Below are 20,844 nucleotides of genomic sequence, written 5' to 3'. Positions count from 1 at the left end.
GAAACGCAACACCCATTGTCTAAAATTAATGAGTTTCCCAACAAAATCGGTGATGTATCAACCGCAGGAGCGATCGCTCTATGGATGGACTAGACGAACAGCTGCGAACTTTGGTCAAACAAGCCTGTGAACATCCTCCAGGTAGCCCAGAACGCCAGAAAAACTTAACGAAAGTCATTCGCCTAGCTACAAAAAAGCTTTGGAAAGAACATACACCTTACTATGAAGATGCTCTGCAACAAACATGGGTATATTTTTGCCACAATATCTGCGAAGCAACTACAGGGCAAGTGTATGACCCCACCAAGGGCAGTGTCGTCACTTGGCTAAATACCTATCTAAAGCGGCGACTGCAAGATTTTTACATAGATACTCAAAAGCAACAAGCCAGAACAGCTCCAGGCCAGATAAAATCAGCAAGATCCGGCGAAATTAACGATATTATTGACCCAGTAGACATCTTGGAAGCCGATCCAGATGTTCCTCCCATGCTGGACGATGTAAGAACATGGGCCGAAGCAGATTCCACAGGCGAACTGCGCCGCATTTCCATAGAAGGTTATCCTAAAATTACTGCCCAAATCTTAATATTGCGGCGTTTGCCCCCAGAAGCAAGCTGGAAAAAGCTTTCAGCAGAATTTGGTCTACCAGTTTCGACATTGAGTAGTTTTTACCAACGCCAGTGCATTCCTCGGTTGCGTAAATTTGGCGAATCGGAGGGATATATATGAAGGAGGGTTACAAATATGAGTTACATCAGAAAATAATATTATGAGTTACACCACTAATGAGAGAGAATTTGCTCTACCTCTGCCTATAACCCAAGCAGCACGTAGAACAGCGCAGCAGTTTGCTAATTCTATGCCAACACCTGATAAAGCAAAGCAAGTTCGTTTGAACACGCTGGCTGTGTGTGTGGTGAATGACTACTTACAGATGATGGGGATTTCTTGCGATCCAACAGCCAGCGATAGTTGGAACCCAGTTGTCCGAATGTGCGCTGATGTGGCAGATTTAGACGTGACAGGGGTAGGTCGCTTGGAATGTCGTCCTCTATCAATGCGATCGCTGACTTGCGATATTCCCCCCGAAGTTTGGTCAGACCGAATTGGCTATGTAGTAGTTCAAATAGATGAATCATTGCACTCAGCATCTGTGCTGGGATTTACCGAAACCGCAGATGTAGAGGAGTTACCTGTCAGCCAACTCCGACCAGTAGAAGATTTAATTGATCGCTTGAGTCAACTCGCGCAACCCTCCGCCGCACCTGTTTCTGGCAAGATGGTGAAATTGAGCCAGTGGCTTCAGAATGTTATTGATGCAGGTTGGGAAACGGTGGAATCTGTCTTACACCCGGAACAATCAAGTTTAGCCTTTAGTTTTAGAAGCAGCGAAATTGCAGTAACGACCCAAGACGATTTAGATACTGGCATTAGACGAGCTAAGATGATTGACTTGGGGATGCAGTTAGCGGGGAATGCGATCGCGCTAGTTGTAGAACTCAGTCCAGAATCCGAACAAAGATATAATATCCTCGTCCAGTTGCATCCTGCTGGCTCCTCAAGTTATCTACCCCCATCAGTGCAACTGCTGATACTCGATGAATCTAAAGCAATTTTCTTAGAAGCAGAAGCTAGAAGTGCCGATAATTACATCCAATTAGAGTTTAGCGGAGAACCGGGCGAAAGGTTTAGCATTAAGGTAGCTCTGGGTGATGCGACGCAAGAGGAAAATTTTGTTATTTAGCTTAATGGCTAATTCTTCATTAGCCATTAGCAATGAACAATGAACAATTAGCAATGAGCAAGTTAGTTGTCCTTAAGTTAGGGGATGGTAGCTTTGATAATGGATTTCCAGTCACATTGCAGATTGGAGACGATGGATCTCGCCCATTTACCGAAATCATCGGCAAGTTACCTCCAGCACCAGAAATTCCCCAACATTACAACATCTGGAGATTAGCTTATCGTCGCTTGGGAGCTAATTATAGGTTAGAAGCCAAACCCGGACAACTGACCAATGTTTCCAAGATTGAGGACTGCACTCTGGCGGCAAATGTGTTGCGCCTCCGCTTGAATTTTTGGCTGAATTCCGAGTCATTTCGCGAAATTAGAGAGAAACTGTTAGAACAATTGATGCCCTCTGACAAAGTAAGGGTTATCGTTCAAACTGAAGACTTATGCTTGCGGAGATTACCGTGGCATCTCTGGGATTTATGCGATCGCTATCCCAAAGCAGAAATTGCCTTAAGTGCGCCCGCCTACGAACGTGTAGAACACCAATCGCCACCCAAAAACGGAGTCAGAATCTTAGCAATTATCGGTAATAGTGCTGGAATTAATACCCAGGCAGATCGCAGATTATTAGAACATATACCTAACGTTCAAATTACCTTTCTTGTAGAACCGCAACCCGAAGAACTAACTGAACAGCTTTGGAAACAAGGCTGGGACATTCTCTTTTTCGCCGGACATAGTTGCAGTCAAGGCGATGGGGAAACAGGTCGAATGTATATTAATCAAACTGATAGTTTGACAATTGACCAACTAAAATATGCTTTAAAAAAAGCTGCTTGTAGTGGCTTAAAAATTGCTATATTCAATTCTTGTGATGGATTAGGATTAGCACGAAATCTGGCATCATTACAAATTCCGCAAATTATTGTAATGCGGGAACCAGTACCAGACGTAGTAGCACAAGAATTTTTGAAATCTTTTATAGAAGCCTTTGCCCGTGGCGAATCATTCTATTTAGCAGTGCGGGAAGCACGGGAAAGATTGCAAGGATTAGAGGCAAAATTTCCTTGCGCTACCTGGTTGCCACTAATTTGTCAAAATCCCGCTTTTGTGCCTCCTACTTGGGAAGAACTGTGCGGTTACAACAAATCTGTTAAATCGAATTCCCAGGTCTTAATAAACCTCCGTACAGCGTTTCTTACCAGCATCCTAGTAACCTTATCCATAATGGGAATTAGGTATTTGGGAATATTTCAGAAATTAGAACTAAAAGCTTATGACCAAATACTGCGGCTGCAACCACACGAAAAATCAGATCCGCGCCTGTTAGTAGTCACAGTTACGGAAGCAGATATTCAAGCTCAAGATCCAGCAAAAAGACGCGGTTCTTCTCTATCAGATGTCGCACTCAATAAACTTTTGCAAAAGCTATCCGAGTATCAACCACGAGCAATTGGCTTAGATATTTATCGCGATTTCCCTGTAGATTCAACTCAGAAAGATTTAGCAACTCGTTTGGAGAAAAACGAGCGCTTGATGGCAATTTGCAAAGTTAGTGCGCCAGAAGTTGCTAACTTTGGAATTAAACCCCCGCCGGAAATTCCCCAAGAACGCTTAGGTTTTAGTGACTTTATAGTTGACGATGATGGCGTTGTCCGTCGCCATCTACTAATTATGAGTCCAGACCCGGCATCGCCGTGTACTACACCCTACGCTTTAAGCGTACAATTAGCATTCCGTTACCTGGACGCAGAAGGCATCTCGCCTAAATTCACCCCAAAAGGAAACTTACAGATCGGCGATGTTGTTTTCAAGCCCTTAGAACCCCATACTGGCGGCTACCAACAAGTAGATGCTTGGGGGCATCAAGTGCTACTTAATTATCGCTCGCACCGCTCCCCCCAAGATATTGCCAAACAAGTCACGCTTACAGATGTCCTTAAGGGTCAGATAGATCCCAATTCAGTCAAAGATCGAATCGTGCTAATCGGTACTACCGCCCAAAGTTTTCCTGATGAATGGGCAACACCCTATAGTACGGGTCAGTGGTATGAGGGGAAAATGCCGGGAGTGCTGGTTCACGCGCAGATGGTGAGTCAAATCCTCAGCGCTGTTCTAGATAAGCGAAGTTTATTATGGGTTTTGCCCCAGTGGGGTGAAGTTTTGTGGATCTGGGGTTGGTCTGCAATTGGTGGAGTGCTGGCTTGGCGTATAAGGTTGGGACTAAATTTGGCGATCGCGATCGCAATCGCGATCGCGTGTTTATGCGGATTATGCTTTGCTTTGTTGGTAGAAACCACTTGTTGGTTGCCACTCGTTCCCCCAGCCTTAGCCTTGGTTGCAACGAGTGCAAGTGTGGCATACACAACATCTAAAACTCGACAACAGCAAAATACATCTAAATTTTAGTCATGAATCGCTTACAATTACCCCGCCAAAAATTAATACTGACGAGCGCATTTGCTCTTTTTCTCGTCAGTAATACCTTCTACATTACGCACTCACCAGCGCAACCTCCGGTAAGCTCATTAATTTCAGCAGTGCGCTTCGTCCCGCCCACAGTACCACCAGAAGGACAGCGAGATGCACCCAAAGGACGACCGCGAGGTGGGGGAACTCGTGGCGGCGACAGACTATCTCTGACTGCCTTGGTGCCTGTTACAGAGGAAACTTTGGCGGCTCGAATAGCCGGAAACCAAGCTAGACTTTCAAACGAGAAATCTGTTTTAGCATTAACAGTTGCTGAGTATCCCGCTTTGTGGTTTTACGTTCCTTTTGCCTTAAGTGGCGATCGCCCGATAACGTTTGTGTTACAGGAATATCAGGGTAAAGAGCATCAGGGTAAAGAAATTTACAAAACGACTTTCAGCGTCTCCCAAGCCCAACCCGGTTTGGTACAATTCCGTCTTCCGGCGAATGCAGCACCTTTAGAAATTGGCAAAATGTACCATTGGTTCTTCGCAATTTCTAGTGATGCGGAGGAATCTGTCTATGTTGACGGGTTTATTCAAAGGATTGCACCTCCTGAGACTCTGGCAACTCAGTTACAGCAAAGTACGCCACGCGATCGCGCGGCGCTTTATGCTGCTAATGGCATTTGGCATGATGCGCTAGATACACTCGCCCAACTCCGCAGTGCTAATCCCCAAGATGCCAAACTCACCACTGATTGGGAAAATCTATTTAAGGCTATTGGTTTAAATGCGATCGCTAAAGAACCCATCGTTCAATGTTGTACGCCAAATTGAAGGGATTGGGGATTGGGGATTGGGAATTGGGGATTAGGGATTGGGGATTGGGGATTGGGGATTGGGAGGACTCTTACCCAGTCCCTACTCCCTAGTACCCAGTCTCTAGTCCCCAGCCCCCTTAAATTACCGAATATCCTCATAGAACTTCTTGAGGTATGTTCCAGAAACACCCAATCCCCAGAGAAAGCCGATATAAAGATATATAGCTGTAGCCTTGAGCGATCCCCATTTTGCTACGCGGCGATCGCTACTTTGCACAACTCGGTTTACTTGACGAATTTTGCCGCGTTGCACCAGCTTCAGGCACAAGTCAGCTTCTTCTAAAATGGGTATGGCAGGATCAAACCCACCAGATTCTAAAAAATCAGCGTGACGACAAAACATCACCTGATCGCCAAATAATAATCGCAACCCTTTAAAAAACAAATGCGGTCGAAAAATTAGCGGCGCGTAGTAAGTTTTAAGGTAATTGTGCAGGGAAACTCCCCAACGTGTTGTTTGTTCGCCTGTCATCAGGGAAATAAACCCACCGCCAGCAACAGTTTTGTCTGCTAAAGTTTGTTCAATTACTGCTACCAGATCATCTGGTACAGAGGTATCTGCGTGTAGAAAGCAAAGAATATCCCCCGTTGCTGCTGCTGCGCCTTGGTTCATCTGCACCGAACGCCCGCGTGTGTCGGATGAGATGACACGTATTGTAGATGAACTGAAGCGATGCGCGATCGCAACTGTCTCATCTTCACTCCCGCCATCGACTATCAGCACTTCCTTTGCAGTCGGTTCCAGTACACTCAACTGGCGCAAAGTGCGTTCCAGACACTTCGCCTCATTCAGAGTAGGAATAATAATCGAGACGCGAGACATTACCTAGCCGGAAAGAATAATTTTACTGAGACTTGTCCCCCAATTTACCCTTGGGGTTGGGGGGTCAAAACGTTAATGCAGTGGGCATCCATTCAAAGTTATACAGCTGCGATCGCATTCGCTTACCGTCTTTGTTGAGCCAATTCTACCAGACGACGAATCCACTCCTCAGTCGGCGGGTGACTACGAAAAAGAAACTGCACTCTCACTTTTTCGTCGTGTAGCTTTCACTTTCTCGTCCCCAGTCTCTGACTGGGATGCTTATTGGGAGCTTCTTTTGCCTCCATGAATAAGAAAACTCTCACATTGAGACACTGCGCTGACGCGCCCCTTCGCTAACAAAAACAAGCATTCCCAGCCAGAGACTGGGAACGAGGAAAAACGAGGAAAAACCTAACCTACAATTTTTCTACCTGCGGATTATCGGCTGTTCAACAGCGTCTCGGTACTGTTGAACTTCTTCGGTGTAGGCGATGGGCAAAACGCATTCGACGTTTTCATGGGGACGAGGAATGATCACCCAGGATTCCAGCGCCCCACCATAAACCTTCTCTATTGCCGCAATACCAGCCTCCATAGAGGTTTTAACCTCAGAAACATCCCCGCGAATGTTGACTGTAAAGCGAGCGCTACCGACTCTTATATAGCCAACTAGGGTGACTCGTCCAGCTTTAACCATTGCATCTGCCGCTGCTAGCACAGCAGGAAAACCTTTGGTTTCTATCGATCCAACTGCCTGTGGCATTGGCAATCTCCTAACTATGAATTAATGAAGTTATCTGGCGTAAGTATTAATTGTACGAATTTTCGCTACACCTTTTGACGGAAACGCCCACTTTCTTTGCTTTCCAGCCTTTTGACTAGCATTTGGTGGGCATTACCTAGCCCAAATTAAGATACGGTTTTTGACTAATTTCAAGCCCTGCACCCAGGTGGCGCTGGTTAAGTTTAAAACAAACCAACACCAGCAGATGCACCATAGACAAGAACAGTGACATTAAATACCTGCTTTGATTAAGACCATTAACCGGGTTTGATTTGGTTGGCGTTCTCCAGGCTTAGTCCTGGAGAACGAGTTTAATAATGGCTTCCAGATTTGCGGTGATGCACTGCTGTAACACCTTCTTGCTGTAGCAGCTTGCCATTTTCTACTACGGAGTAGATTAACCAGTGGTCGCCACATTCCATCCGGTTTCTGACGGAACATTCCAGATAGGCGAGAGCATCGCTGAGAATAGGACAACCATTTTCCGATTCTTGCGTGGCGACACCAGCAAATCTGTCTTCACCGGGGCCAAAAGGTTTAAGAAAATGCTTCATTAAACCCAGATGTTTGCCTTCTGGCAAGATATTTAACACAAAGTTTCCGCCGGAGTGCATTAGCGATTCTATAGCTCGGTCTTTGGCGACAGCAACAGTTAAACCAGGTGGGTTGAAGGTTGCTTGGGAAACCCAAGAAGCTAACATTGCTCCACTGAGTTCGCCTTGTTTAGTGGTGACGACACAAACAGAACCAACTAAACGCCCTACTGCTTGTTCAATTCGAGCCGTTTGCGAGTCACTGGTTTGCTGTTTGGGTACTCTTGCTTTTTTAGCTTTTTTCAAAGCTTGAGCAAAGTCTGTACCAACTTCTTCGCAGTATTTGAGCGTTACATCTGTGGGCTTAAATTTGACGCGGATGGGGTCAAAGCCAAATTGATAACCAGCATCTTTTAATTTGCCTTCAATTAAATCAATTGCTTCGCCGCTCCAACCAAAGGAACCAAAAACACCAGCGAGTTGAGTTTTGGTGGCGGTGGATAGGACAATTCCCAGTGCAGTTTGAATCGGGGTGGGAGCATGACCGCCGAGGGTGGGAGAACCCATGATAAACCCGGCGGATTTTTCCACAGCTTCTTGAATTTCAGCGGGTTCGGCAAATTCGCAGTTGATAGATTCGACAGCAACACCAGCTTTAGTGATACCAGTAGCGATCGCTTGCGCTACTGTCGCCGTATTCCCATAAGCTGAAGCATAGATTAGGGCCACGCTCGTTTCAGTAGCTCTTTGCTTCTCGCTCCATTGTCGATAAGCCTGAGTTAGAGGTATCAAACTGTAGCGTACCAAAGGGCCATGACCAGTAGCATAGAGTCTGGCGGGAAAATCTCTTAGTTTATCCAGTGCTGTCTCCACCTGACGAGCGTGGGGAGCCATGAGAGAATCGAAATAGTAGCGTCGATCCTCACCAAACACCGTCCACCCTTCGTCAAATACTTGATCGCCGCAAATGTGCGCCCCGAATAGCTTATCTGTGTACAGAATTTCCGTTTGCGGGTCGTGGGTACAAAGTTCATCAGGCCAACGGGGACTAGGCGTGGGGATAAATTGTAAGTGATGACCATTACCTAAATCTAGGGTTTCTTCCCCTCGCATCACGGCAATTTTTAAACCGTGTTCTTGCAAGGTGTCATTGAAGGTGTTTTTGAACAATTCTCGTAAAAGTTTCGCCCCTGGATTTGAACAAACAAAGGTAATCTGAGGAGCTAGTTTTAGTAAAGCATTGAGGGTGAATAAGCGGTTGGGATTAACGTGTCCCAAAATTACATAATCCAGCTTTTTAACATCAATTCGCTGTTGCAAAGCCGAGAGAAAAATTTCTGTGAACGATTCTCCCGGCGGGTCAAAAAGCGCTGTTTTATCCGCTTGAATTAAATAGGAATTAGCTGTTGTGCCTCGTTGTAAGGCATATTCTACTTCAAACTTGAGTCTTTCCCAAGTGCGCGATCGCAACACGGTTGTATCTGCACCAATGGGGAGAACTTGAACATCGCGGGGTTTGGTGGTTGTCATGGGTGATGATTTAAACGCAAAGGTTAACGCAAAGGTACGCAGAGGGTTAAAGATTGTTGACTACTCTTTTGATTCCGTCTTTTAGGTGGAGTACGTTGAAGTTGATTAGAAGACCTAGTTTACAGTTTGCTAATCTAAGCTAAGTTAATAGTTGGGTTTGATGGATTGGATGAATGGACTCTACTGCTTGCAGTTCTACGATTACTTTTTTTCTACTAACAAATCTATTTGATAAGCGCATTTTAAACGTAGTTCTTCCTAAACTAAAGCCAAGGGTTTTCTGGGTTATACTATTAATCCAGCTTTATTTAATTCGTAATTTAGACACGCTAGGTAAGCTGATTCTAGTAGTCCTGTCCCTAACTTGGTATGCACTTTCATCGCCTACCCAATGTCCCTTGATTACTCGTTTTCAGTCATTCTTGGTAAGCTTTTTAAACGCAAAGGTTCGCAGAGGATCTCTTTGCGTACCTCTGCGTAAACCTTTGCGTACCGAGAGCGTTAATAATAATTTCCGACTTTGCGATGGTGAACTGCTGTGAGTGCGTCGGGTTTGGAAACGCGACCAGATTGCACGGTGCTGTACACTATCCAGTGATCGCTACAATCCATGCGGCTTGCAACTTCGCATTCCATGTAGGCTAATGCGTCCGTGAGAATTGGGGAACCGTTCTCGGCTGGTTGGGTTTTTATCCCCGCAAAGCGATCTGCACCGGGCGGGAAACGCTTGAGAAAGTGTTTCATTAGTCCCTGGTAGTTGCCTTCTTCTAAGACGTTGAGAACGAAGCGATCGCCTACTTGCATCAATGACTCAATAGCACGATCTTTGGCTACGGCAATTGTAAAGCCGAGTGGTTGGAAGCTGGCTTGCGATACCCAGGATGCAAGCATCGCCCCTGTGACTTCACTTTTTTTGGCGGTGATGATGTATAATCCACCGCTAATGCGTCCCAGTGCTTTTTCGAGGTCGTTATCGAGGGATTTTTTCTGCTTGATGTTGCGATCGCGTGTCAGTAATTGTCCTAAGTCTGTACCCGCTTCTTCGCACAGTTGGTAGGTGAGTTCGTTGGGTGTGTCTTTAATCCGAATCGCGGGAAAGGCTACCCTTAAGCCCAATTCTCTAAATTTACTCACTAACGGATCGACTGGTTCATCATCTCCGCCGTAAGACTCGAAAATCCCGACAGTTTGTTTGTCTTTGGCGGCTGCTAAAACTGTACCGATAGCGGTTTGGGCGGTGGCGGATGCGGCTGGGGGTGTAGCAATAACTAAGCCAGAGGAACGTCCCACCAGTTCTTGCACTTCCTGCGGATCGGCTGATTTTAAATCTACCATCTCGACTGCAACACCAGTTTTGGTGATGCCTTTGGCAAGAGATTGGGAGAGGCGATCGCTATATCCATAATCGGATACGTAAAATACAGCTACGGTGGTTTCGCCTTTGGTTTGGGCTTGACTCCACTGGCGATAACGTCCGGTCAGTTCTACAACATTATGGTGTAATAATGGGCCGTGTCCGGTGGCAATGGTGCTAATTTGGGGCAGTTCTCCCATCCGCTTTAGGGCTGATACCACAGAACGGGCATTAGGAGCCATTAAACACTCGTAGTAAAACTGATAATCCGCTTCAATGGCTGCTAAGTCTTCGTCAAAGATGCTATCTGAACAATAGTGCATCCCAAACGCATCGCAGGTATATAGGGTTTGGGTTTTGTGGTCGAATGTGAATATGGTGTCAGGCCAGTGCAAGTTGGGCGCGATGACGAATTCTAATTCGTGTCCGTTGCCTAAGTCTAGCTTGTCTCCATTTTTCACGATGCGCCGTTCAAATGGCTGATGGACGAAATCTTCTAAAAATTGAATTGCGACTTTTGAACCGACGACGGTTGCTTGGGGTGCCAATGCCAACACATCTTTGACTAATCCGCTATGATCTGGCTCGGTGTGGCTGATAATTAGGTAATCAATTTCTTTGGGATCGATGATACCTGTCAGGGTGTCGAGATACAGTTGCCGGAATTTTTCGTGGGAGGTGTCAACTAAGGCTGTTTTCTCGCCCCGAATTATGAATGAATTGTAGGTGGTGCCGTTTTGCAGTCCAAATTCTATGTCGAAGCGATCGCGATCCCAGTCAAGCGATCGGATCGTTGTCGTATCGGCTGTGATTTCTTCTGTCTGTATGGTTAACCGCTTTTGGGTTCGGTCTGTGAGTAATACCATTCTCTGACCTCCTTATAAATAACCCATAGGTATTTTTTCTTCTTTCATTCTGACACGAGCCGCGTTGTAACGTTTTATTAAAAAACCTATGAGTGAGCTAAGAAATATCAATACGTGGAACCGCAAAGACGCAAAGATAAGAATTGGCTAGGTTTGATGATTGGGAATTCACGGCTGCACTGGGCGCAGTTTGTGGGAGAGACGCTTGAGAAAGCTTGGGATACTGACCATCTATCGACAATTCCCAATTCTCAATTCCCAATTCCCAATTCCCAATCAATTTATCTGGCTTCGGTGGTTCCAGAGCAAACAGCACTTTTGCAAGCTTACACCGATGTTCGCGTGATTACGTTGGATCAATTGCCCCTAGAGGGAGTTTATCCCACATTGGGAATTGATAGAGCTTTGGCTGTGTTGGGTGCTGGTGAGGTTTGGGGTTTGCCAGTGTTGGTTATTGATGCTGGAACTGCGTTAACTTTCACGGGTGCGGATGCTAATGGTCGGCTGGTAGGTGGGGCAATTTTGCCAGGTTTGAGGTTGCAGCTAAATTCTCTGGCTCAAAAAACTGCTGCCTTGCCAAAAATTGAATTACCTGATAGGATGCCGCCACGTTTTGCTCGGAATACACCCCAGGCGATTCAGAGTGGTGTGATTTACACCGTTTTGGCTGGGATAAAAGACTTTATCGAGGCTTGGTGGCAGGATTTCCCAGAAAGTAAGATTATTTTAACTGGAGGCGATCGCGCAATTCTCCTCTCCTATCTCCAAACCCAATTTCCAGAAATAGGGAATCATGTAATCACTGACTCCAATATAATTTTTTTAGGAATGCGGTCAGTAGTCAGTAGCTACTGACTACTAACAAAAGCTCGAATATACTGAGCTACCACATCTGGCAATGCTTGCGGTAAATCATGTCCAGCATTGCTGATGATTTCCAGTTGAGCTTGTGGGGATAAATCAGCGTAGGCTTGACTTTGGGCGATGCGATCGCGTGAATCTTGTCCGCCTTGCAAAATCAAAACTGGAATTTTCAGCCACTCCAATCGTTCCTTTAATAATTCTGCTTGAATTTCAGCGCGGCGACGTTGATACAACAACTTAGCAGCAGTGGGAGACTGTAACGGCTGTTGCTGTCTTTGGGTCTTTTTGCCGGTTTTCTTGTGCCAACCCAGCCGACTTGTGAGACGAGAAAGCGATCGCATACACCAAGATGCCGCCCTCGACACCTTCATTAACAACGGCGGAGTTATCTTATATTTCTCAGCTTCCACCCCAAAAGGCGCTACCAGTACCAAGCCGCGAACCTGCTCTAAATATTTCAGCGCAAAGCTTGCCGCAATCCATCCGCCCAGCGAGTGACCAACTAAATAAACCTCCCGCTGTCTCAACGCCTCCAATAAATCAGCCAGACATTCAACCTCTAAATCAATCGAGTAGTGGACGTTAGGGCGTTCTGACTCACCAAAACCCAATAAATCTGGCGCGAAGCAGTGGTAATCTTCACTCAAATGCTCGATAACCGATAGCCATTGACTGCTATCGTCAGCGGAGCCATGTAAAAACACAATTGCTGTCCCTTGACCGACTTCATGCCAGAAAATTTGTCCTTGAGACAGTTTAATTCGAGAATTGCGTAACGGTATCATCCTAAATTTTAGATTTTAGATTTTAGATATTAGATTTGGGATAGATTTAAAATCCGAAATCCCAAATCCCAAATCTAAAATTCTGTTAAGCGAGCGTTGTTAAGCCGTTCAAGTAGTCCTGTAACTGCTTATCGTGGTCATGAGAGAGTTTGCCTTGTGGCAGAGTCTCCTTAGAGAAAGCTTGTACTTCACTAACTTCCAGCGTATCCTGAACCTGCATCGATCCCTGAACTTCTGCTTCAACTGCTACACAAATCGAATGAAGTCTGGGATCGCGGTCTGGTGCTGAATATACCCCAACTAAGCGGCGGATTTTCACTAACTCCAGTCCCGTTTCTTCAGTCAACTCTCGCCCTGCGGCTGTGGCAATGTCTTCACCCCAATCGACAATACCCCCAGGTAAACCCCATTGTCCCGTGTCTCGCCGCCGAATGAACACAATCCGACCATCCGGTAAAATCGGGATGATGGTGGTGCCGATGATGGGATGGCGGAAGATGATCCCCAGCACTGTTTGAACAAATCGCCATGACCGACGCATTGGTTAAGTTCTTAGCTTTGTTTATTGAGTTAGGGACAAGCAAAAAGCTTGAAAAGTTTCAAAGTACATAGATCCGGTTAATCAAATGAGTTGCCCCTAAGTGGTAATTTTTGATGCTATAGCTGGGCCAGAATTTCCGCTGCGTGAGATTCCGGTTTGACTTTGAGATAAGTCTTCTCAATCGTACCATCTGGACTAATTACAAAGGTGCTGCGCTCAATTCCCATAAATTCTTTGCCCATGAATTTTTTTAGCTTGTAGCACCCGTAAACGGTAGCAACTTTCCCTTCTGGGTCGCATAGCAACAAAAAAGGTAGCTTCAGCTTGGTGGCAAATTTGGTATGAGATTTAGCATCGTCTGTACTGATGCCCAGAACTACGATATCGCGTGCCTGGTAGTCTGAGTAAGCGTCTCGAAAGCCGCAAGCTTCTTTAGTGCAGCCGGGAGTATTATCGCGGGGATAAAAATATAGCACGACTCGCCGCCCTCGGAAGTCTGAAAGATGTATCAGGTTGCCCATGCTATCCAACAACTGAAAGTCAGGAGCAATATCACCAGGTTTGAGTGTCATTAAGGTTGTTTAGTTGGCTGCGTGCAGACTGTTATGATAGAGGATAAGGATGTAAGTTCGGTAACGTCAATCAGCAACCTGCCGCCTTTTGGCTAGCCTGTTTTGGTATTTATTCCACAGGTTTGAATGCCGAGACTTCCAAGACTAAAAAAATGGTGTTGGGGAATAAGCTGTCTTAATTCGCGTTGCCTTTGTACGTTATGAGATGTTTTTAGAAGCTTTTGTTTCTTAAGCATCTCTAGCTGAATCCTGTAAGTCAACTGTTCGGATGGATTTTGTTGGATGACTATTTGCGTCGGGAACTCTTACCAGGTCACTCAAGAAGACCTTAAACAAGTCTTTGCGTATGCGGTCAAAAGTTTGATCGTACCTACTGACCGGGAGACAGGGAAAATACGGGGCTTTGCTTTCGTGGAAATGGTGGAAGTTCCTCAAGAAGATGCGGCTATCTCGAAGGGATGGGGCGTCTGATGCGAGGGAATAAAGCCAAACCGAAGGAAAATTCTCGACCCATACGCGATCGCGGCAGGTTGTAAGGTTATCATAGGTTGTTCGTTGGTTGTTCGTTGTAAGTGCGGCAAGGTTTTTATTTAGCAAGCGGCAACGCAACCAAAGCTGCATGACATAATGAATTGCCTTAAATAGGCGTTTAAGGCACTGTTTTAGTAGTTTATCAAAGAGGTGAACATGGCGAAGCGCCGTAACCCCAAGAAAGAAAAGGCGCAGCGTAATCAAGCATACGCCCGCAAGTTTCGTAAGCGTCAAACTACGGGTCGTTTCTCTAAATTCCGGCGTCAAAGAGCGCCTGGAGAGAGAAACAATGAAGAAGAGGATAGCGACAAAATGGGCGCTATGAGCGGAATGGGCGCTATGGGCGGCGGAATGGGCGCAATGTCCTAGCTTCGCTGCGTAGAGCCTGACGACTAAAGTCAAGGGCTATGCAGATTAAGCCTGCCTACCTAGACTAAAACAAAGACCGCCTGTGCGGTCTTTGGTTGTCTAGCATCGAAGCTAAGGCGCTGTGGGGTATTGTTTAGTCACCACTGAGCTGAGATTGGGCAGCTTGAAGTGCTTGTCGCACTTGGTCGAAGCCAGTACCGCCGTAACTATTGCGGGCAGCAACGACTTGTGAAGGTGCGATCGCATCATAGATGTCTGACTCAAAAGCTGGGTGCAATTCTTTCCACTCTTCTAAGCTCAAATCTTTGAGCAATTTCCCAGCGGCGAGGGAAGTTTTTACAACTTTGCCGACAAGGTTGTAAGCTTCCCGGAACGGGACACCCCGCGCCGCTAAGTAGTCGGCAACGTCTGTGGCGTTGGAGAAATCCTCAGCGACAGCTTGGGCAAGGCGCGAGGTGCGAAACTCTAGCCCCTCGCTCAACAGAATGGTCATTGCTTCCAAGCAGCCTTTAACTGTCTTCACGCTGTCAAAAAGGGCTTCTTTGTCGTCTTGCAAATCTTTGTTGTAAGCCAAGGGTAGCCCCTTCATCAGCACCAGCATTCCTTGAAGATGCCCAAAAACACGACCTGTTTTACCCCGCACCAGTTCTGGTACGTCGGGGTTTTTCTTTTGGGGCATGATGCTGCTGCCCGTGGCGCAGGTGTCTAGTAGGGTGACAAAGCCAAATTCCTGAGATGACCAAAGGATGATTTCCTCAGCGAGTCGGCTGAGGTGAACCATGATTATGCTGGAGGCAGACAAAAATTCAATGGCAAAGTCGCGATCGCTCACTCCATCCATGCTATTTGCATAGACACCATCAAAATTCAGCAGTTCGGCTGTATAGTGCCTGTCAATGGGGAAAGTAGTACCCGCTAAAGCGCCACTCCCCAGGGGTGAAATATTGACTCGCTTATAGATTTCTCCTAGCCGCTCCCAGTCCCGCTGTACCATCTGAAAATAAGCTAAGAGGTGATGGGCTAAACTTACTGGTTGGGCGCGTTGTAGGTGCGTATAACCGGGAATCAGAGTTTCTACATTGTCTGCGGCCAGGTTGAAGAGGACTCCCTGAAATTCCCGCAACTGGCTGCGAATTTGGGTAATTTGGTCGCGCAGGTAGAGGCGCGTATCGGTGCCTACTTGGTCATTACGCGATCGCGCTGTATGCAGCTTTTTGCCAGCATCACCTACCAATTGGGTCAGGCGGTGTTCTACAGCGAAGTGGATATCCTCGGCATCAATGCCTGGGTTAAACTCTCCTAGCCTGTACTCTTGGCGGATCTGTTCTAAGCCAGCGACCAGTTGCTCTCCTTCTTGTTTGGAGATGATGCCAGTTTTGGCAAGCATTTTAGCGTGAGCGATAGAACCTGTAATGTCATATTCGATAAGTTCAATGTCAAAGCCGATACTGGCGTTAAAGCGAGCGATCGCGGGATGCAACGCTGATTCAAAACGCTGGCTCCAGGTTTTTTGTTGAGTCACGAGCTTGTTGTTTACCTTGGAAAGTAGACAAGAAAGTTAGGAGGCGAGGAGTGAGGAGTTGTTCTAGACACGATGTATCGCGTCTTGACTTTTGAGTTTTGAATTAATAACTCCTCACTCTTAACTCCTCACTCCTCACTCCCTAGAACAACCCGTAGAAGCAGGTTGCCAAAAAGTATGAAGGATGAAGCATGAAAGATGAAGTATGAAAGATTACTTTTTCATCCTGATCTAGAGCGGTATCAGCGCCCTTTCTTGCCTCTTTAAACCTTCACGCCGCGAATGACTAAGCTGTAATTCCTCGAATCACGTAGCCTAAAAACAGCCCAATCAACAGCGCCCACACTTGCCCTGACTTAATAAAGTAGTTAAAGGCACGTTGTATTTGACCCAAAACATCTGGATCTCTTATGTTCTGAGCCAAGAAGGGCGAATTTAGTGGTGAGTGCGAAAGCCACAATGATACAGCATCGTGTCCGTTGGTCAAGTTGGGCAGCCAATTAATTATTTCTTGCATTCCGTAGAGTTCCATCACGCTGATTTCCTCACAACCAATGAATGTTGGCTGGTGTCGTTAAATATCTGTTCAGGATTTTATTAACATAAAGCGGATGACTTGGCTAGTCCGAAGGCGTGGGAACGTTCCCACGTTTCAACGTTTTAAGGTTTCAACTTGACAACTGAGTTTTGATCTGCATCACTACCAGAGTCATATCATCGCCGTTACGGTTGGATGCACCGATAAACTGCTGGACTCGCTCAAACAGGTAGTCTAGAATTGCTTGGGGACTATTGCAATGCTGACAAGCCCACTGGAAGGCGCGACTGAGGTTTTCTTCGTCGAAGCGATCGCCATTTTGATTCGCCGCATCCGTAAACCCATCTGTGTAATAAATAATCGTGTCCCCAGGACACAGATGTACTTGGGCATCCTCGTACTGAGAATCGGCATCCAGTCCGATCAGCATTCCCCAGGTATCTAGGCGTTTGATGGTACGGGTTGATGCCTGCCACAACAGGGGAGGATTATGCGCGGCGTTGCTGTAAGACAGGATGCGGGTTTGCGGGTCATACTCGGAATAAAATAGGGTGACAAACCGATGGGAATTTTCCAGATCGGCGTACATGACCCGATTTAAGTGTTGCAGAATCTTGGCTGGTGTGTGCCTGTTTAGCACCTCAGTTCGCAGCATCCCCCGCGTCATGGTCATGATCAAGCCCGCTGGGACTCCTTTGCCCATGACATCGCCAATTACGACGCTCCACGGCACACAAAGCCCTTGGACGGTATCTATCTCGGAGTCGGTGTTCTTTTTCGGTCGCAGTTGGTCGTAGTTGGCGGGGATGAAGTCGTAGTAATCTCCACCGACTCGGCTAGCCGTTTGGCACTTTGCCGCTAATTCGACACCTTGGATATTAGGACATTGACGCGGTAGCAGGTGTCGTTGAATATCGGCACCAATTTCTAATTCTCGATCTAAGCGTTCTTTTTGGCGTAACTCGACGGTGAGTTCATCGTTAGCGATCGCTACTCCGGTTTGATCGGCTACTAACCGGACTAACTTCTGTCGCGTGTCTGTCCAAATGTATTTCGGATCGCGGCTGAACACATACAAACGTCCCCGTTCGGCATTCTTTACCAAAATGGGCGTGCCAAACAGTTTAATGTCTGGCCCCAGGTAACGGCTCAGTTGTTCGTCTACAGATATCGGCACAGCAGCAAACTTGCCTGTGTCCTCACTTTGGGACATCGCTGCTTTTGCCAGCGAGTTACTGATCTGACGAGTTGCCAGCTGTAGGGTCTTGCGAATATCCTGACACGCTTGCCCCTCCTGGCAGTGTAGGCGCTCCAGGCGCACTTGACCGTTAGGCAGAAATCTGATCAGAATGCCGCCATCGGCATCTGTCACCCGTGTTGCCATCATTGGAATTAGCTCCAAAAACTGATTTAAGTTGTTGAAGCTACGCAGGGCAAAACCTAAAGACGAGAGCAAGTCTTGAATCTTGCGCTGTTCTTTATGCAAACGTGCCACCAGTTCTTTGAGGGCAAAAACTGGTGTTGTGTCGTTAGCGGCACCACTACTGGTGCTGTCGGTTGAGGGAGATGGCTGGCGGGGAAGAGGCACAGCAGTCATAGCGTCAGGCATTAAATATCATAGTTATTTAGTCATCAGTCATCAGTCATTAGCCATCAGTGAAAAGAAGAACAAAGGGTAATCTCATTTGTGATTTTTGATTGTAAAAACCTTACCTGTCGGCAATTTCAACGCTTTAAATTTTGCCCCAATCCTCATCAAATAGTGTAAATCTACCTTTTGGTACAGCTTGTTTTTGAGAGAAATTCAACGCTCAAACACTTAGGGTAAAGGTAATTTGTTCTACCGTTCTAGAAAATCTTGGTTGCAGCTAGCTTTTCTGGCGCGACCTTTGAGGCAAAGGATAGTTATTGTTTGTACTTGAGCTGAGATGATAGCGCTTATTTGCTCTTGTGCCAATCACCTAAGGAGTTTATTTTAGATTTTCTAAAGATGAGGAAAATTTTTGGTTCTGGCGCTTTGTGATTGCTATTTTCAAGATAGATGCAGGGATTCGCCGTAGCTTTCGCCGTAGTAAACCTGCTCGATATCAAAGCGCCCACCATACCCTTTAAAAGGTTCTGAGGCATAGCCCAAGGGTACTATACAGCAAACATCTACCTCTGGGGGGATATTGAAAGCTTCTTTTACCTGATCTGCCATAAACCCTTCCATTGGACAGCTATCAATACCAAAGCTCTTGGCAACAATCAGAATATGCGCTACGGCTAACATGGTGTGGCGGTTTGTCCAAGTTTCCATGCTGCCAAAGGAGGGGTGATTTTCAAAGAAGGGGGGAATTTGCGATCGCATATAATTTGCGTAATCATCAGTCATGGCCCCGGCTTTGCTACCCAGTTCGATGACGGATTCGATGTTTTCTAGTTTAGCGACGCGGCGATCGCCACAACAAATCAATACTACTGGCGCTTCGCCAACTTGACGCTGGTTAAAGGCGCACGCTTTCAGCTTTTCTTTATTTTCTTGCTGTTGGACAACAATAAACCGCCAAGGCTGCAAATTGTAGCCGGATGGGGCGCGTACTCCTAAACGCAAAATTTCTTCCAGAATCACTTCTGGAATCGGGTCGGGTCGGAAAGCTCTGGCTCCACGACGCTGCTCAATGGCATCTTTTAAACCTGTGGAGGGTTTCATGTCAATTGTCATTTTTTCTCCTGTTGTTTTTTGTCAATTTTAGATTGGGCGATTTGAGAATGATTAATTCAAAATTGCTTACCCTAAACCTAGTTCGCGTTTAAGCAAGTTAATCGACTTGGTGCCGATGTAGTTTTCGCTGCAAAATAGCTGGGGTGGGCGGATAATATCTTCCCTAGCAGTTGCAACTGCCGCTTTCACTGTAGCGAAACTTGCCTGATCAGCCATAACTATTTGGGCGCTGCGGACGATGGCGTTAATTTTGTAGGCATCTTTTTCCTGAGCTGTCATTACCAGCAAATCATCTCCACGCAGGCTGTGGATAATAATTTCTACGACTCCCAGGATACCGGAGCTGAGGCTAACTACACCAAGACAGCTGTCTTTGGGGAGTTTTTGAATCAGCTGGAGTTCTTGGGCGTAGTCGTAGATATCAACGGGGATAACGCGCACTGACCGGGGGGCAGCGATCGCTTCCGCATCTCCGATAAAATAGCGACTTGTGACTACTGTACCGGAGTGGGTTTGATCCAGAGCTTGGGAAAGTTCTTCCATCGGCACCAGTTGCACTGGTATCCCTAAAGATTTTTCCAGTTCCTGAACCATCAACTCGCCAGCACCCATGTCTCGTGAAGGAACTGTCACCAGCACCCGCGCACCGGAACGCAAGCGCCAGTCAATTTCTGAGAGGAACAGTTCTCTAGCTTGGTTGAGCGAACAACCCTGGTTAAGCAACTCGTCGAGGCTTTGCTGCACCAGTTTGTAGGCTTGAGGGTATTGTGCAAGGATGGGCGATCGCAAGTTTGTCCCGCCCTCGTGACCTTGGGCGCGGACATAAATGCCCGATCCAGCTTGAGATTCCACCAGTCCGGTTTCTTCTAGCTGTCGGTATACTTTGCTGATGGTGTTGCGGTGCAACCCCGTCTGCATTGCTAGCTGTCGTGTGCTGGGCAACCGATGACCGGGAGGAAACTGCCGGGATGCGATCGCAAACTGCATTTGGTCAAACAGCTGTTTTGATGCTGGTATTTCACTGTCTGGTTGAATATGAAATTGTACCATTCCAGAGCCTCCAAAGACTCCGATAAAGAGGTTAGAGGGAGCATATCTGTAATAGCACAATTGCTACCCTTCTTATCCCTCCGGGTAGCTGTCTGAGTCAGTATAGCTCGTTGTAGCTGGGAAAAAATCTGTCTTTTGAGTCTACCAATGCCGAACTCATTCCATCACACGTTTCTTACTTTCACCTAACTATTTATTACAAACTACAACTATAAATTATTCGTGAAAAGCTCGTGTCTTCAACAAGAGAATCTCATCTATCTCTCATAATAATTAAGAGAATATTAAGTTTTAATCTATTTTAAATTTTTAATCAAATAATTAATAAAATAAAGTTATTCTAAGAATATCTATAAGGTTAGAAAAAAGTTTAAAAATATTTCAAAGTGCTTAAAAAGCTAAAAATAATGGGCAATGTACTGGTAGATAAGATATTAGCACCATCTGCTAGAAAAATGGCAGAATAAA

19 protein-coding genes and 2 pseudogenes are annotated in these 20,844 nt (G+C 46.2%); 8 read left to right on the top strand and 13 right to left on the bottom strand.

The features are described 5' to 3' along the window. Positions 1–80: 80 nt before the first annotated feature. Genes H6F66_RS23910 through H6F66_RS23895 form a run of 4 tightly spaced genes read left to right on the top strand, consistent with a single transcriptional unit; the run spans position 81 to position 4,984 of the window. The gene (locus H6F66_RS23910; RefSeq protein WP_190426534.1) at positions 81–731 is read left to right on the top strand and encodes a sigma-70 family RNA polymerase sigma factor; all 651 of its coding nucleotides are present in this window, start codon (positions 81–83) and stop codon (positions 729–731) included. A 40-nt stretch (positions 732–771) separates the two neighbouring features. Then, on the top strand, positions 772–1,746 hold the full coding sequence (locus H6F66_RS23905) for a DUF1822 family protein (RefSeq protein WP_190426531.1): 975 nt from the start codon (positions 772–774) through the stop codon (positions 1,744–1,746). A 32-nt stretch (positions 1,747–1,778) separates the two neighbouring features. Further along, entirely contained in the window at positions 1,779–4,145 is a 2,367-nt protein-coding gene (locus H6F66_RS23900) for a CHASE2 domain-containing protein (protein ID WP_242019308.1), read from the top strand. A 2-nt stretch (positions 4,146–4,147) separates the two neighbouring features. Beyond that, positions 4,148–4,984 (top strand): DUF928 domain-containing protein, encoded by an 837-nt coding sequence (locus H6F66_RS23895; protein WP_190426528.1) that lies wholly within the window; start codon positions 4,148–4,150, stop codon positions 4,982–4,984. Between the two features lie 126 nt (positions 4,985–5,110). Here the strand turns inward: H6F66_RS23895 and H6F66_RS23890 are convergent, their stop codons facing one another. Further along, the gene (locus tag H6F66_RS23890) at positions 5,111–5,851 is read right to left on the bottom strand and encodes a TIGR04283 family arsenosugar biosynthesis glycosyltransferase (RefSeq protein ID WP_190426526.1); all 741 of its coding nucleotides are present in this window, start codon (positions 5,849–5,851) and stop codon (positions 5,111–5,113) included. Between the two features lie 32 nt (positions 5,852–5,883). On the opposite strand from H6F66_RS23890, the gene H6F66_RS23885 reads away from it, so the two are divergent. Continuing rightward, the gene (locus H6F66_RS23885; protein ID WP_190426523.1) at positions 5,884–6,075 is read left to right on the top strand and encodes a hypothetical protein; all 192 of its coding nucleotides are present in this window, start codon (positions 5,884–5,886) and stop codon (positions 6,073–6,075) included. A 185-nt stretch (positions 6,076–6,260) separates the two neighbouring features. Here H6F66_RS23885 and H6F66_RS23880 read toward each other — a convergent pair whose 3' ends face one another. The 4 genes and pseudogenes from H6F66_RS23880 to H6F66_RS23865 form a co-directional block, all read right to left on the bottom strand. After that, positions 6,261–6,596: a BMC domain-containing protein gene (locus H6F66_RS23880; RefSeq protein ID WP_190426522.1), complete on the bottom strand. Its 336-nt coding sequence runs from the start codon at positions 6,594–6,596 to the stop codon at positions 6,261–6,263. Positions 6,597–6,928: 332 nt separating this feature from the next. Beyond that, a complete protein-coding gene (locus tag H6F66_RS23875) occupies positions 6,929–8,680 on the bottom strand; it encodes a diflavin flavoprotein (protein WP_190426519.1) in 1,752 nt (583 codons plus the stop codon). 46 nt (positions 8,681–8,726) lie between these two features. Beyond that, positions 8,727–9,061 (bottom strand): annotated as a pseudogene (locus tag H6F66_RS29560) (GxxExxY protein). A gap of 120 nt (positions 9,062–9,181) precedes the next feature. Beyond that, entirely contained in the window at positions 9,182–10,900 is a 1,719-nt protein-coding gene (locus tag H6F66_RS23865) for a diflavin flavoprotein (protein WP_190426517.1), read from the bottom strand. A gap of 114 nt (positions 10,901–11,014) precedes the next feature. Here H6F66_RS23865 and H6F66_RS23860 point away from each other — a divergent pair, with 114 nt between their 5' ends. Then, positions 11,015–11,755, top strand: coding sequence for a pantothenate kinase (locus H6F66_RS23860; protein WP_190426515.1), 741 nt, complete (start codon positions 11,015–11,017; stop codon positions 11,753–11,755). Here H6F66_RS23860 and H6F66_RS23855 read toward each other — a convergent pair. From H6F66_RS23855 to bcp, 3 genes are all read right to left on the bottom strand, one after another. Continuing rightward, positions 11,749–12,549: an alpha/beta hydrolase gene (locus H6F66_RS23855; RefSeq protein ID WP_190426512.1), complete on the bottom strand. Its 801-nt coding sequence runs from the start codon at positions 12,547–12,549 to the stop codon at positions 11,749–11,751. The two genes, H6F66_RS23860 and H6F66_RS23855, sit on opposite strands and share 7 nt — an antisense overlap. An 85-nt stretch (positions 12,550–12,634) precedes the next feature. After that, positions 12,635–13,090 carry an NUDIX hydrolase gene (locus tag H6F66_RS23850; protein ID WP_190426509.1) on the bottom strand — a complete coding sequence of 152 codons (456 nt, stop codon included), beginning with the start codon at positions 13,088–13,090 and terminating at the stop codon, positions 12,635–12,637. A gap of 116 nt (positions 13,091–13,206) precedes the next feature. Beyond that, positions 13,207–13,662 carry a thioredoxin-dependent thiol peroxidase gene (gene bcp, locus H6F66_RS23845; RefSeq protein WP_190426506.1) on the bottom strand — a complete coding sequence of 152 codons (456 nt, stop codon included), beginning with the start codon at positions 13,660–13,662 and terminating at the stop codon, positions 13,207–13,209. A gap of 282 nt (positions 13,663–13,944) precedes the next feature. Between bcp and H6F66_RS23840 the strand changes: the two are divergent. Both H6F66_RS23840 and H6F66_RS23835 read left to right on the top strand, forming a co-directional pair. Next, a pseudogene (locus H6F66_RS23840) lies at positions 13,945–14,198 on the top strand (RNA-binding protein). Positions 14,199–14,349: 151 nt separating this feature from the next. After that, on the top strand, positions 14,350–14,562 hold the full coding sequence (locus tag H6F66_RS23835; protein WP_190426596.1) for a hypothetical protein: 213 nt from the start codon (positions 14,350–14,352) through the stop codon (positions 14,560–14,562). A gap of 133 nt (positions 14,563–14,695) precedes the next feature. On the opposite strand, the gene argH is transcribed toward H6F66_RS23835, so the two are convergent. The 5 genes from argH to H6F66_RS23810 all read right to left on the bottom strand — a co-directional run bounded on the left by argH (position 14,696) and on the right by H6F66_RS23810 (position 20,376). Continuing rightward, positions 14,696–16,084, bottom strand: a complete 1,389-nt coding sequence (gene argH, locus H6F66_RS23830; RefSeq protein WP_190426503.1) for an argininosuccinate lyase — start codon at positions 16,082–16,084, stop codon at positions 14,696–14,698. 286 nt (positions 16,085–16,370) lie between these two features. Then, positions 16,371–16,616 carry a hypothetical protein gene (locus H6F66_RS23825; RefSeq protein WP_347269423.1) on the bottom strand — a complete coding sequence of 82 codons (246 nt, stop codon included), beginning with the start codon at positions 16,614–16,616 and terminating at the stop codon, positions 16,371–16,373. A 136-nt stretch (positions 16,617–16,752) separates the two neighbouring features. Continuing rightward, complete coding sequence (locus tag H6F66_RS23820) at positions 16,753–18,219, bottom strand: PP2C family protein-serine/threonine phosphatase (RefSeq protein WP_190426500.1); 1,467 nt, start codon at positions 18,217–18,219, stop codon at positions 16,753–16,755. 435 nt (positions 18,220–18,654) lie between these two features. Continuing rightward, positions 18,655–19,326 carry a nitroreductase family protein gene (locus H6F66_RS23815; RefSeq protein WP_190426497.1) on the bottom strand — a complete coding sequence of 224 codons (672 nt, stop codon included), beginning with the start codon at positions 19,324–19,326 and terminating at the stop codon, positions 18,655–18,657. A gap of 66 nt (positions 19,327–19,392) precedes the next feature. Continuing rightward, a complete protein-coding gene (locus tag H6F66_RS23810) occupies positions 19,393–20,376 on the bottom strand; it encodes a GntR family transcriptional regulator (RefSeq protein ID WP_190426494.1) in 984 nt (327 codons plus the stop codon). Between the last annotated feature and the right edge of the window lie 468 nt (positions 20,377–20,844).

It is taken from the genome of Trichocoleus sp. FACHB-6 (assembly GCF_014695815.1).
Classification (GTDB): Bacteria; Cyanobacteriota; Cyanobacteriia; order Cyanobacteriales; family FACHB-T130; genus Funiculus; species Funiculus sociatus.
Note: the sequence above shows the minus strand (reverse complement) of the source record. Positions and strands in the feature narration are given on the sequence as shown.